We start from the raw sequence: 12,787 nt of genomic DNA on the forward strand, positions 1-12,787 counted from the left end.
GCCCCGACTTGACAACACGCGGTGGGCCTTAACTACCCGGCATTGACCCTAGCCCCGCCCGGCCGCCTGGCGGGCGCGTGTTCACCCACAGCATTTTATAACCCTGTGGAAATATAACCGGTAGGCTATTTTGGTGGGGTGACGCACCCGTTCGACGTCCTGGCCGACCCGGCCCGCCGGCGCATCCTGGACCTGCTGCTGGTACGGCCCCGCCTGGTCGGCGAACTGACCGCCCACCTGGGCCTGAGCCAGCCGGGCACCTCCAAGCACCTGCGCGTGCTGCGCGAGGCCGGCCTGGTCACCGTCCGCAAGGACGCCCAGCGCCGCTGGTATGAGCTGCGTCCGGAGCCGCTGGCCGAGATCGACGCCTGGCTGGCCCCCTACCGGCGGCTGTGGAGCGACAGCCTGGACGCCCTGCAGGCGCACCTGGACGCCCTGCAGGCGCACCTGGACACCATGGAAGGACCACCCGGATGAACCCCGACATGAGCCCCGACATGAACGGCGGCGCGGACAACGGCATGAACGGCGGCATGAACGGCGGGATGGCTCAGGGGACAGGCGGCGAGGCGGGCGGCGAGATGCGCGAGGACCGCCTGACCGGCACCGCCCCCGCCCAGCTCCACATGCGCCGCCGCCTGCCCCACCCGCCGGACAAGGTCTGGCGCGCCCTCACCGAGCCCGAGCACCTGGCCGCCTGGTTCCCCGCCGAGGTCGCCATCGACGGCAACCGCATCCGCTTCTCCTTCGGCCCCGACGGCGTCATCACCGACCGCGACCCGCCCCGCCTGTTCGCCTTCACCTGGGGCGAGGACCACCTGCGCTGGGAGATCCTCCCCGACGGCGAGGGCAGCGTGCTGCTGCTCACCCACACCTTCGCCGACCGCTACGGCGCCGCCAGCTTCGCCTCCGGCTGGCACATCTGCCTGGCCGCCCTCAAGACCCACCTGGCGGGCCGCCCCCAGCCCACCGACCAGCCCACCAGCCAGGCCGTACCGGACCACACCGCCCTGCATGAGCACTACGTGCACCAGTTCGGCCTGCACCGGCCCGAGACAGCCGGCGGCCTGACCCGCGTGGAACGCCAGCTCACCGCACCCGCCGACCTGGCCTGGCAAGCCTGGGGCGGCCCGCGGGCCGCCCCAGGCGAGCCGCCGCCCGCGCCCTTCACCATCCCGCCGGTCACGCCCGGCCCCGTCACCCGTGCGGAGCCCGCCAAACTCCTGGAGTACGGCACCGCCCACGGCAGCGTCCGCTGGGAGCTGACCGAAGGCACCGGCCACGGCGCGCGCCTCATCCTCACCAGCGCCGACGGCGATCCGCAGGACTGGGCCGACCACGTCGACCGGCTCGCCACCGCCCTGGCCACCCACCGTTGACCCGCAGCACAGCCGGCCGGACGTGACCCACGGCAGCCGGCCGGCTGTGCTGCGGCTAGTCCAGGCCCAGCCCGGCGGCGGCCACCCGGCGGGCCAGCTGGGGCCGTACCAGCACCTCGCTGGCCTCCCCTAGCTGGTCCACACACCCCACCTCGGGCAACGCCCGCACGGCCGGGTCGGTCACCCGCGCCAGCAGCGCCTGGGCGAACCGCTCCCCGCCGATCACCCGGAACGGCCGGTCGTGAAAGGCGCGCACCCGCCCCTGCAGCGGCTCGGTCAGTCCCAGGCGGTTGTGCCAGCCGGCCAGCAGCTCATAGGCGGCGCACAACCCGGCCTCCCGATTCGGCCAGGATCGGGCCGCGAGCGCCGCCGCCAGCGCCTCACCCAGCTCCAGCGACCCCGGCACCCGCCGCAACGCGCTGCCCAGCCACTTGGCATAGGGCGGATAGCGGCGGCGCATCAGCAACGCCAGCCGCATCGCCTCTCGCACCAGCCGCGCCGTCACCACCGCCGAGCCCAGCTCATCGCCCACCTCGGCGCACCGGCCCGGAAACGATTCCTCCGCCGCCAGCCGCCGCCACTGGCAGGCCAGCACATACCGCCACACATCAGCCGGATACCAGCGCAACGCCGCCCGCACCGCCTCCAGCTCCCCCAGCCCGTCGTGGAACACCTCGCCCGCGGTCACCTCCGCCAGCCGCTGCCAGGGAACCGCCAGCCAGTCCGCCACCCCCACCCCCTCGCGCGGGTCGAACCCCAGCACCCCGCTCAGCCACGGCCCCAGCTCACTCACCGTCGCCCCCGGGCCCAGCACCCCGCGATAGGCGAACACCGTCCGATACCCGCCAAAGCGCTCCGGCAGCTCAGCCGCCACCCGCCCCCGCACCCGCTCGGCCGCGCCCGGCTCGACGAACACCAGCACCCGCGGCCCCCAGTCGTGATCCACCGACCGCGCGGTGTCGAAGGCCAGCACCTCCGACCCCGGCCCGATCAACGCCGCGCTGTGCCGTACATCCCGCAACAGCGGCGCCACCACCTGGGCGTAGAAGGCCCGCGACAGCTCCAGCCCGGGCACGAATCCGCTCATCACCCCGTCAACTGTGCCTGACAGAATCGAGGGATTCATCCGATTTAGCGCCCACCCACTGTCACCTCCGCGCCGCCCCTCACATGACCCGCCAACGTGACGGCAAGACGATAGGACAAGGAGGGGGAGAATGTCCCCGGTGGGCGACGCGCCGGCCAGGCAAAGGGGTTCCAGACGTCGGCGCGCACGCGGCACACCCGCACCGGAGAAACGGCCACAGGCACAGCGAGCCCGTCAGGCGGCCAGGGCGGCGGCCGCGATCCGGCGCCGCGTAAACCCCAGCCGCCCATACACCCGCAAAGCCGCCGCATTGTCGTCATCGACCATCAGCGCCGCCCGCCCATAGCGGGCCACCAGCTCACCCGCCACCCACCGGCACACCCGCTCGGCCAGCCCGCGCCCCCGATACGCCGCCACGGTCGCCACCCCCGCCACCAGCCCCACCGACGGCGCGCTCCACGCCTCGGCCGCCACCGAGGCCAGCTCGCCGCCCACCCGCACACCGGCCCAGCGCGCCACCCCCGCCATCCCCGGCACCGCATACGACTGCGGCGCATGCCGGGCCAGCAGCGCGGCCACCTCCCCTTCCGCCTGCGGCGGCAGCCACCCCACCCCGCCGGTCGCCCCGCCAGCCGGCGCCCGCGCCAGGCTCATCCACGAAAACGCCCCCGCCACCACCAGGCCCGCCACCTTCGAGGCCACCGCGGCGACCAGATCGGCCTCCCCCAGCGGCCGAAACGACGGCCCCAGCTCGCCCAGCGCGTGCTCCACCAGCCGCGCCGCACCCGCCGCATCGCCCCACACCGCCATCCGGTCCCGCCGCGCCAACCCCGGGCAGGCCGCCACCACAGCATCCCCCGCATCCCCCGCATCCCCGCACGCCCACACCCGGCCGCGCGACAGGTCCTGCGCCGCCCACATCACCAGGTCGTCATCCCCGCACGCGGCCGCCACCTGCGCCAGGGTGCGCAACCGGCGGATCACAAGATGGCGCCGGGCCGGTAGGCCGCCGCCTCCGGATGGGCCGCCACCACCTCGCCCACCCGCCGCGAGACCGCCTCCACCTGGTCGGAGGCCGCCCCCGTGAACGACACCCGATCCGCCAGCAGCCCCTCCAAAGCCGCCCGGTCCAGCGGGAACCGCTCATCGCCCGCCAGCCGCTCCACCAGCGTGTTGGCCGCCCCCCGCTGCCGCATCGCCAGCGCCGCCGCCACCGCATGCTCCTTGATCAGCTCGTGCGCCCGCTCGCGGCCCATCCCCGCCCGCACCGCCGCCATCAGCATCTTCGTCGTCGCCAGGAACGGCAGATAGCGGTCCAGCTCCGCCGCGATCACCGCCGGGAACGCGCCGAACTCATCCAGCACCGTCAGCATCGTCTCCACCAGCCCGTCGAAGGCGAAGAACGCATCCGGCAACGCCACCCGCCGCACCACGCTGCAGGAGACATCCCCCTCATTCCACTGGCCTCCCGCCAGCTCCCCGGCCATGGAGGCATAGCCGCGCAGCACCACCATCAGCCCGTTGACCCGCTCACACGAGCGGGTGTTCATCTTGTGCGGCATCGCCGAGGACCCCACCTGCCCCTGTGCGAACCCCTCGGTCACCAGCTCATGCCCCGCCATCAGCCGGATCGTCACCGCCAGCGACGACGGCGCCGCCGCCAACTGCACCAGCGCCGAGACCACCTCATAGTCCAGCGACCGCGGATACACCTGCCCCACGCTGGTCAGCCGCCGCGCGAACCCCAGATGCGCCGCCACCCGATCCTCCAGCTCGGCCAGCTTGGCACGATCCCCGCCCAGCAGATCCAGCATGTCCTGCGCGGTGCCCACCGGCCCTTTGAGACCCCGCAGCGGATAACGCGCCAGCAGCTCCTCCAACCGGCCGAAGGCCACCAGCAGCTCATCGGCCGCCGTGGCAAACCGCTTGCCCAGCGTGGTGGCCTGCGCCGCCACATTGTGCGAACGGCCCGCCACCACGCTCGCCTCATGCTCCTGCGCCAGCGACGCCAGCCGCCCCAGCAGCGCCACCACCCGGTCACGCACCAGCAGCAGGCTGTCGCGGATCTGCAGCTGCTCGACGTTCTCGGTCAGATCGCGCGAGGTCATGCCCTTGTGCACATGCTCATGCCCCGCCAGGGCGTTGAACTCCTCGATGCGGGCCTTCACATCGTGCCTGCTCACCCGCTCCCGCTCGGCGATGGAGGCCAGATCGACCTGCTCGACCACCTTCTCGTAGTCGGCCAGCACCCCCTCGGGCACCGCCACCCCCAGCTCGGCCTGCGCCCGCAGCACCGCCAGCCACAGCCGCCGCTCGGCGACCACCTTGGCTTCGGGAGACCAGATACGGGCCAGCTCCGGCGAGGCATAGCGGGCGGCCAGGACGTTGGGGATAAGCGGCTTCACGTTGCCCCAGCCTATCGCCGCCACCCGCCCACAACCCATCAGGGGGTACGGCCCCGCCGTACCCCCGGCCTACCCCGCGCTCACCCGACCGGCTGCAACTCCCCGGCCGGCGCCTGCCGCCGCGGCCCGCCCCGCCGCGGCCCGCCCCGCCGCAGCCGCTCCTTGGCCCGCTCCACCAGAACGTAGAGCGTCGGCACCAGCACCAGCGTCAGCAGCGTCGAGGACACCAGCCCCCCGATCACCACGATCGCCAGCGGCCGGGAGATGAACCCGCCCGACCCGGTCACCCCCAACGCCATCGGCGTCAGCGCGCAGATCGTCGCCACCGCCGTCATCAGGATCGGCCGCAACCGGCGCCGGCCACCCTCCACCACGGCCTCGACGATCCCCATGCCCTGCGCCCGATACTGGTTGACCAGATCGATCAGCACGATCGCGTTGGTCACCACGATGCCGATCAGCATCAGCATGCCGATCAACGCCGGCACCCCCAACGGCGTGCCGGTCGCCACCAGCAGCCCCACCGCCCCCGTCGCCGCGAACGGCACCGACACCAGCAAGATCAGCGGCTGCACCAGGCTGCGGAACGTCGCCACCATGATCAAAAACACGATCGCGATCGCCGCCAGCATCGCCATCCCCAAATCGGCGAACGCCTCCGCCTGATCGGCCGACACCCCGCCCATCTCATACTCCACCCCGAGCGCGTCCAGCTTGGCCGTCAGCTCCCGGCTCACCGCACCCAGATCACTGCCCACCACCTTGGCCGACACCGTCGCCGACCGCTCCCCGTCGATCCGCGTGATCTGCGCAGGCCCCGCCACCTGCTCCACCTCGGCCACCGACGACAACCGCACCAGCCCCGACGAGGTGGCCAGCTGCAGCCGCTCCAGCGCCTCCACATCCCCAGGCGCCTCACCGACCCGCAACACCACCCGGCTGGCACGCCCCTCCAACGTCAGCTCACCCAACGGCGCCCCACGGAACGCCTGCGCCACCAACTGCCCGATCTGCGCCTCCGACAGCCCCCGCGCCGCCGCCTTCTCCCGGTCCACCCGCACCACCACCCGCGGCGCGCTGTTTTCCAGGTTGGAGGTCACATCCCGCAGCCCCGGCAGCTCCTTCATCGCCGCCGCCACCGCATCGGCCGACGCCTGCAGATCCGCACCCCGCACGATCACCTGCACCTGATCGCTCGCCAGCCCGCCACCCCCGCCGCCGGCGGCGCCGACCGTGACCTCCCCCACACCGGCCAGGCCCGCGACCCGCCGCCGCAGCCGCTCCTCCAGCGCCGGCGTGTCGGTCCCCTCCGCCACGGTGATCGAATAGGTGACCCGGTCCGCCGAACCGCCCACCCCGCCCATCATCTGATTGCCGCCGCCCACCGTCACCTGATAGGACGCCACCCCCTCCAGATCGGCCAGCTCGGCCTCCACCTTCTTGGCCGCCGCATCGGAGGTGGCCAGATCCGTGCCCGCCGGCATCCGCTGCGTCATCGTGATCGTGTCCTGCCCCGAGGAGTCCAAAAAGTTGGTCTCCAACCGGCCCGCCAGGCCCATCGTCACCACGAAGACCACCAGCCCCGCCGCCAGCGTCACCAGCCGCCGCCGCGTCGCGAACCGCAACACCGGCACATACGCCCGCTGCAACGGGCTGCGCAGCTCCCGCTCCTGCACCGCCCGCGCCTGCTCCGGCGACAGCGGCGAAGCCTTCAAAAACCACAACGCCAGCACCGGGATCACCGTCAGCGACACCACCAGCGAAGCCAGCAACGCCACCGTCACCGTGATCGCGAACGGCGCGAACAGCTCACCCACCATGCCGCCCACGAACGCGATCGGCGCGAACACCGCCACCGTCGTCAGCGTCGAGGCCGTCACCGCCCCCGCCACCTCACGCACCGCCGCGACGATCGCCTCACGCTTGGCCTCGCCGTACCCCAGATGCCGCTTGATGTTCTCCAGCACCACGATCGAGTCGTCCACCACCCGGCCCACCGCGATCGTCAGCGCCCCCAGCGTCAGCATGTTCAGCGAGTAGTCACCCGCCCACAACGCGATCAACGCGATCACCACCGACAGCGGAATCGACACCGCCGTCACCAGCGTCGAACGCACCGACAACAAGAACACCAAGATCACCAAAACGGCGAACGCCAGCCCCAGCAACCCCTCGGTCGTCAGATCCTCAATCGACCGCTCCACATACGGCGCCTGATCGAACACCACACTCACCGCCGTGTCCGACGAATCCCCCAGCGCCCGCGTGAACTCCGAAAGCTTCCCCCGTACGGCATGCGAAATGCTCACCGCGTTCCCGTCCGGCGCCATCGTGATCGACACACCCAGGCTCGGCTTGCCGTCCGTCCGCGTCACCGTCGTCGCCTCGGCCAACCCCTGCTCGACCGTGGCCACATCACCCAGCCTCACCGGCTTGAGCTGCTGCCCCTGCGGAAGCCGACCCTGCTGCTGCCCCGAAGACGGCGGAACCTGAACCTGCCGCTGCGGCTGAACGGGCGTCAAAAACAGCCCCCTCAACTCCTCCAGCGAATCGACCCGCTCACCCACCTGCACCGTCAACGACCGGCCATCCTGCGCCAACGCCCCCGCCGGCACCGGCGTGCCATTGGCCCGCAACACCTCCGCGACCTGCGCCGGCGACACCCCCGCCAGCGCCATCCTCCCCAGATCCGGCCGGATCACCACCGTCTCATCCCGCACCCCGGTGACCGCGACCTCCCGCACCCCCTCGATGCCCCGCAGCTCCGGCAACACGATCCGCCGCAGCTTCTCGGCCATCGCCCGCGGATCACCCCCATCCCCCACCGCCAGCACCATCACCGGAATGTCATCGGTGTTGCCCGCCACCACCTGAGGCTCCACCGCCTCCGGCAAGGTCGCCCGCGAGATCGCCTGCTGCATCCGGCTCACCGACGCCTCGATGTCGGTGCCGTAAGCGAAGGCCAGCTGAACCTGCGAGACCCCCTCCCGCGAGGCCGACCGCACCTCCTCCACACCCTCAAGCCCCTTGAGCGCATCCTCGATCGGCTCGGTGACCTGCTCCTCCACGATCTCCGGCGACGCCCCCGGATACGCCGCCACCACGAACGCGCCCGGAAACGCCAGCGACGGAAACAACTGCTGCTTCAACTGCGGGATCGCGAACACACCGAAAGCGCTGAGCACCAGCGCGATCAACACCACCAGGCTGCGGTTCGCCAGACTCAGACGGGCCAGGGCAGTCATGCGCCCCAGGCTAACACTTCGCCTTGGGCGAATATTTAACGCCGCTGAACGTTCCTGATAACCTTCTCAGGAAACAAGGGGTGAGGGTGACCGACGAACGCGACGAACTGATCAAACGCATCAGCGAAACCCAACGCCACCTCAACCGCCTGTTCCTCCAGCACCGCTCCCCCCTGTTCACCAGCAACCTCACCGTGCGCCAGCTGCACGTCGTCATCATGCTCGCCGAGTACGGCACCGCCTCCGGCCAAGACCTCGCCCAACGCCTCGGCGTCAGCCTCGGCACCGTCACCGGCATCGTCGACAGGCTCATCGCCCACAACCTCGTCAACCGCTACGAAGACCCACGCGACCGGCGCGTACGCCGCATCGAGCTCACCGACACCGGCCGCGCCCTCGTCCGGGAGATCACCGACGCCGGCCTGGCCCGCTACCGGCAGATCATGCAGCGCCTCGACCTCGAGACGCTGCGCGCCCTCGACCACGTCACCACGAAGATCCGCGAGATCGCCGAAGACCTGTGACCTCGTTGCTAAAGGGTTTACGAGAGTGAGTCTGAGTGTTCTCCTATCCCCTTGGCTTTACATTGTAGATTCACAGTCGCGGAGCACGTCCGGCAGCTCCCTGTCGTAGGCGACGGTCAGCCGCCGCGTCGCCCTGGTCACCGCCACATACAGATCCCGCGCCCCCTGCGGCTGGGCCAGGATCCCGGCCGGGTCGACCACCACCACCGCGTCGAACTCCAGCCCCTTGGCCTGCGTCACGGTCAGCACCGCCACCGGCGCGTCCACGTCGTCGGCGCCCGGGAACAGCTTCAGCACCGCCGGATGCGCCGCATCCGAGCACACCACGCCCACGCGGCCCTCCTCGATCGCCGCCGCCTCCCCGGCCACCAGAGCGGGCAGGTCCTCCACCGCGCAGCGCACCGCCCGCGGCCGATCGCCGCCCGACCGCACCGACTCCGGCGGCTCCAGCGCCGGATCCACCAGGGCCAGCACCCGCCGCGCCACCTCCATGATCTCCACCGGCGTGCGATAGTTGATCAGCAGCCGCTCCTCCCGCCAGCGGCCCGCCAGGTAGGGGTCCAGCACCTCCCCCCACGAACGGGCCCCCGCGGCCGAACCGGTCTGGGCGACGTCGCCCACCACCGTCAGCGACCGCGCCGGCACCCGCCGCATGATCATCCGCCAGGCCATCGGCGACAGCTCCTGCGCCTCATCGACGATCACGTGCCCGTAGGCCCAGGTGCGGTCCGCCTTGGCCCGCTCGGCCGTGCTCAGCGCCGGACCGGCGTCCCGGTGCCGCTCGGCCAGCATGTCGGCCCGCATCTCCCGCAGCCCCTCGGCCGCCACGCCGGAGACCTCCAGCACCTCCCGCGCATACAGCTCGGCCTCCTCGCGCTCCTTGGCGGCCCGCCGCTCGGCCGCCCGCCGCGCCGAATCGTCCTCCCCCAGCAGCTCGGCCGCCTCATCCAGCAGCGGCACGTCCCCGACCGTCCACGGCCCGTCGGGGGTGCCGTGCCGCAGCAGGGCCTCCCAGTCCAGATCGGCGGGGGCCAGCCGGCCCGGATCGGCCAGCAGGCCGGCCACCAGCTGCTGCGGCGTCAGCTCCGGCCACAGCTCCTCGATCGCCGCCCGCACCTGCGGATAGCCCCACAGCGTCTCGGCCGCATAGGCCAGGTCGGCCTCGGTATCCTCCTCCTCCAGCACCGGCGGGGCCTCCTCGGCCAGCCGCCGCTCCAGCTCGGCCGCCTCGCGCTCGGAGAAGAAGTTCGTCAGCGCCGTCGCCTCCTCAAACAGCCGCGCCTGCGCCCTGGCCAGCTCCCGCAGCATCTCGGTGACGAACAGCTTGCGCGCCATGTTGTGCGGCAGCCGTACGGCACGCGCCCGATCCCTGATCCGCTCGCACACCGCGTGCTCCACGCGCAGGACCTCGCCCTCCACCTCGACCTCCAGGTCGCCGTCGGGCACCCGCTGCCGATCGGCCACCGCCGCGGCCACCAGCTCGGCCATGCGCGGATCGCCCTTGACCACCGCGGTGCGCGGCGGGTCCTGCTCGGTGGCCCTCACGCCCGGGAACAGCTCGCCCACCGTGGCCAGCACCACCTGCGTCTCGCCCAGCGACGGCAGCACCTGGCTGATGTAGCGCAGGAACATCGCGTTGGGCCCCACCACCAGCACCCCGCGCCGCTCCAGCGTGTCGCGATGGGTGTAGAGCAGGTAGGCCGCCCGGTGCAGCGCCGCCACCGTCTTGCCGGTGCCCGGCCCGCCCTGCACCACCAGCGCCCCGGCCAGGCCCGAGCGGATCACCCGGTCCTGCTCGCGCTGGATGGTGGCCACCACGTCGCTCATCCGCCCGGTGCGGCCCCGGCGCAGCGCCGCCAGCAGCGCGGCCTCGCCCACCAGCGTGCGCCGGTCCTCCTCGGCCATCCGCTCCAGGTCGAACACCTCATCGTCCAGGCCCACCACGGTCCGCTCGCGGGTGTGGATGTGGCGGCGGCGCACCAGCGACCCCGGGTCGCTCGGCGTGGCCAGGTAGAAGGGGCGGGCGGCCGGGGCGCGCCAGTCGATGAGGACCGACTCGTGGTCATCGTCGCGCAGGCCGATCCGTCCGATGTAGACGCTTTCGCCGTCGGCGTGGTCGATCCGGCCGAAGACCAGGCCCTCCTCGACGGCCTGCAGCTGGGCCAGGCGGCGGGCCTGCTCGGCGGCGGCCGCCTCGCGCTCGACCCGCTCGCGCGCCAGCACCGCATGGGAGCCGGAGGCATAGGCCTGACGCAGGGCCGAGGCGGCGCGTTCGCGTGCCGCGTCCAGCCAGCCGTACAGGAAGGTCACGCGGGCCTGTTCGAGCTTGACAGCTTGACGCATCGCCATTCCGTTGGTACTCTCCTTCTGAGAGGTTTGAAGACCTCTGTTTGGTGTGCGCGAGTTTCCCAATCGTAGCAGGGATCGTGTGCCTCCGCACATCCGCGCTATCGTTCCAGCTCGTGTCGGACTACCTGCGCGACCTGTTCTCCCTCCACGGCCGCCGCGCCCTCGTCACCGGCGGCAGCTCCGGCATCGGCTACGCCATCGCCGAGGCCCTCGGCCGCGCCGGCGCCGACCTCCTCCTCGTCGCCCGCCGCGAACAGGCCCTACGCCAGGCCTGCGACCGCCTGGCCCGCCACGGCGTGCGAGCCGGATGGATCAGCGCCGACATGGGCGACCGCACCGACCTCCGGCGGGTGTGCCGGCAGGCCGGCGACATCGACATCCTCGTCAACGACGCCGCCACCAACATCCGCAAACCCCTCGACCAGCTCACCGTCGAGGACTACGAGCAGACCATCGCCGTCAACCTCACCGCCCCCTACCTGCTCGGCCAGCACTTCGGCCCCGCCATGGCCCGCCGCGGCTGGGGCAGGATCATCAACATCGGCTCCCAGCAGTCCATCAGCGCCTTCGGCCACAGCGGCGCCTACGGCGTGTCCAAGGCAGGCCTGGCCGGGCTGACCCGCTCCCAGGCCGAGGCGTGGTCCTCCCGCGGCGTGTGCGTCAACACCATCGTCCCCGGCTTCGTCCTCACCCCCCTCACCGAACCCGCCCAGGCCATCCCCGGACGTGTCGACCAGCTCGCCGCCCGCCACATGACCGGCCGCAACGGCCTCCCCGAGGACTTCGCCGGCGCCGCGGTGTTCCTCGCCTCACCGGCTTCGGCCTTCGTCACCGGCCAGATGCTGTTCGTCGACGGCGGCTTCTCGGTCCACTGACCGCTCCCACGTCGGCCCGCGCCGGGGTTGCGGCCCGCCCGCCCGAATTCGACGAGGCCGAACAGGCCTTCCAGCGGCTGGTACGGCTACTCGCCGTCCGCGAGACCGGCGAAGAGGAGATCGTCCACACCTACGCCCGGCGCGCCATCGACGGCGGCGACACGGTGGTCGACGCGGTGGCCGACGACCACCGCGCGCCGAGTGGCGCTCAGGAGAGCGGAACACCCGTACGGTCCGCCAGCGCCTCGAGGAGCCGGGCCTGGAAGTCCGCCCGGCCCGCCGCCGGGTGCGGTGCCTGGATGCGCCGGTGGTACCAGTAGCCGCCGGTCGGCGGGATGACGTCGTCGCCGGTGGCGAGCCAGGCCTGGGTCCGGTGCCCGGCGATCAGGTCGTCGGGCGCGCCGCGGCCGCCCATGCGGGTGGGGACCCAGCCGGGGTCCACCGCGTGGCTGACAGTCCCGGCCCATCGGGACGCGCAGGCGAACGCGAGGGCGGTGACCCACAGTTTGGTGTCGGCGTAGGAGGCGGTGCCGAAGGCCAGCCGCCGCAGGTCGGTGGAACCGGTCCGGTGCATGGAGCTGCTGAGGTAGATGAGCCTGGCCGGCTTGGCCATCAACGCGGTGAGCGTGTACGGCGCGAGGATGTTGACGGTGATCACGTCGGGCGAGTCCAGGACGCCGGCGTTGTGGATGACGGCGTCGAAGCGGCCGAACGCGGCGGCCTGGCGGGCGACGTCGCGGATCTCGTCGATCTCGGCGAGATCGCCGAAGAGGGCGCCTTTCCACCGGGAGGCGTCGGTGAGGCGGCCCTGGTTGCGGACGTGGACAACCACGTCGTGCCCGTCGTCGGCGAGCGCGTGCGCCGTGTCGTGGCCGAGGCCGCTGGCCGCGCCGGTTACCAGGATCAGTGCCATATCGGTTCCC

General features: G+C 72.1%; 10 protein-coding genes. 4 read left to right on the forward strand and 6 right to left on the reverse strand.

Going from position 1 to position 12,787, the window contains the following annotated elements; all coding sequences use genetic code 11:
- Positions 1-138 precede the first annotated feature (138 nt).
- Both BSB02_RS27385 and BSB02_RS27390 read left to right on the forward strand, forming a co-directional pair.
- Positions 139-477 carry an ArsR/SmtB family transcription factor gene (locus BSB02_RS27385; protein WP_084963383.1) on the forward strand — a complete coding sequence of 113 codons (339 nt, stop codon included), beginning with the start codon at positions 139-141 and terminating at the stop codon, positions 475-477.
- Positions 474-1,379: an SRPBCC family protein gene (locus tag BSB02_RS27390; protein ID WP_206184919.1), complete on the forward strand. Its 906-nt coding sequence runs from the start codon at positions 474-476 to the stop codon at positions 1,377-1,379. The genes BSB02_RS27385 and BSB02_RS27390 overlap by 4 nt, the downstream gene beginning before the upstream one ends.
- A gap of 55 nt (positions 1,380-1,434) precedes the next feature.
- Here the strand turns inward: BSB02_RS27390 and BSB02_RS27395 are convergent, their stop codons facing one another.
- The 4 genes from BSB02_RS27395 to BSB02_RS27410 all read right to left on the reverse strand — a co-directional run bounded on the left by BSB02_RS27395 (position 1,435) and on the right by BSB02_RS27410 (position 8,116).
- Positions 1,435-2,466: a DUF4037 domain-containing protein gene (locus BSB02_RS27395; protein ID WP_084963385.1), complete on the reverse strand. Its 1,032-nt coding sequence runs from the start codon at positions 2,464-2,466 to the stop codon at positions 1,435-1,437.
- 234 nt (positions 2,467-2,700) lie between these two features.
- Complete coding sequence (locus BSB02_RS27400; protein WP_206184920.1) at positions 2,701-3,438, reverse strand: GNAT family N-acetyltransferase; 738 nt, start codon at positions 3,436-3,438, stop codon at positions 2,701-2,703.
- 8 nt (positions 3,439-3,446) lie between these two features.
- Positions 3,447-4,910 (reverse strand): adenylosuccinate lyase, encoded by a 1,464-nt coding sequence (gene purB / locus BSB02_RS27405; RefSeq protein WP_084963387.1) that lies wholly within the window; start codon positions 4,908-4,910, stop codon positions 3,447-3,449.
- A 41-nt stretch (positions 4,911-4,951) separates the two neighbouring features.
- The gene (locus BSB02_RS27410) at positions 4,952-8,116 is read right to left on the reverse strand and encodes an efflux RND transporter permease subunit (RefSeq protein ID WP_084963389.1); all 3,165 of its coding nucleotides are present in this window, start codon (positions 8,114-8,116) and stop codon (positions 4,952-4,954) included.
- Between the two features lie 86 nt (positions 8,117-8,202).
- On the opposite strand from BSB02_RS27410, the gene BSB02_RS27415 reads away from it, so the two are divergent.
- On the forward strand, positions 8,203-8,640 hold the full coding sequence (locus BSB02_RS27415) for a MarR family winged helix-turn-helix transcriptional regulator (RefSeq protein ID WP_084963587.1): 438 nt from the start codon (positions 8,203-8,205) through the stop codon (positions 8,638-8,640).
- 57 nt (positions 8,641-8,697) lie between these two features.
- Here BSB02_RS27415 and BSB02_RS27420 read toward each other — a convergent pair whose 3' ends face one another.
- Positions 8,698-10,983, reverse strand: coding sequence for a HelD family protein (locus BSB02_RS27420; RefSeq protein ID WP_084963588.1), 2,286 nt, complete (start codon positions 10,981-10,983; stop codon positions 8,698-8,700).
- Positions 10,984-11,102: 119 nt separating this feature from the next.
- Here BSB02_RS27420 and BSB02_RS27425 point away from each other — a divergent pair, with 119 nt between their 5' ends.
- Complete coding sequence (locus BSB02_RS27425; protein WP_084963391.1) at positions 11,103-11,864, forward strand: SDR family NAD(P)-dependent oxidoreductase; 762 nt, start codon at positions 11,103-11,105, stop codon at positions 11,862-11,864.
- Between the two features lie 208 nt (positions 11,865-12,072).
- Here BSB02_RS27425 and BSB02_RS27430 read toward each other — a convergent pair whose 3' ends face one another.
- Positions 12,073-12,777, reverse strand: coding sequence for an SDR family NAD(P)-dependent oxidoreductase (locus tag BSB02_RS27430; protein WP_084963393.1), 705 nt, complete (start codon positions 12,775-12,777; stop codon positions 12,073-12,075).
- Positions 12,778-12,787: the final 10 nt, after the last annotated feature.

It is taken from the genome of Thermoactinospora rubra (genome assembly GCF_002093975.1).
GTDB classification, from domain to species: Bacteria; Actinomycetota; Actinomycetes; order Streptosporangiales; family Streptosporangiaceae; genus Nonomuraea; species Nonomuraea rubra_A.

What these genes read in the sequence shown, in the direction of transcription:
- BSB02_RS27390 (WP_206184919.1), top strand. Translation starts at nt 474, where the DNA reads ATGAACCCCGACATGAGCCCCGACATGAACGGCGGCGCGGACAACGGC.
- BSB02_RS27395 (WP_084963385.1), bottom strand. Translation starts at nt 2,466, where the DNA reads ATGAGCGGATTCGTGCCCGGGCTGGAGCTGTCGCGGGCCTTCTACGCC.
- purB (WP_084963387.1), bottom strand. Translation starts at nt 4,910, where the DNA reads ATGGGTTGTGGGCGGGTGGCGGCGATAGGCTGGGGCAACGTGAAGCCG.
- BSB02_RS27410 (WP_084963389.1), bottom strand. Translation starts at nt 8,116, where the DNA reads ATGACTGCCCTGGCCCGTCTGAGTCTGGCGAACCGCAGCCTGGTGGTG.
- BSB02_RS27420 (WP_084963588.1), bottom strand. Translation starts at nt 10,983, where the DNA reads ATGCGTCAAGCTGTCAAGCTCGAACAGGCCCGCGTGACCTTCCTGTAC.
- BSB02_RS27430 (WP_084963393.1), bottom strand. Translation starts at nt 12,777, where the DNA reads ATGGCACTGATCCTGGTAACCGGCGCGGCCAGCGGCCTCGGCCACGAC.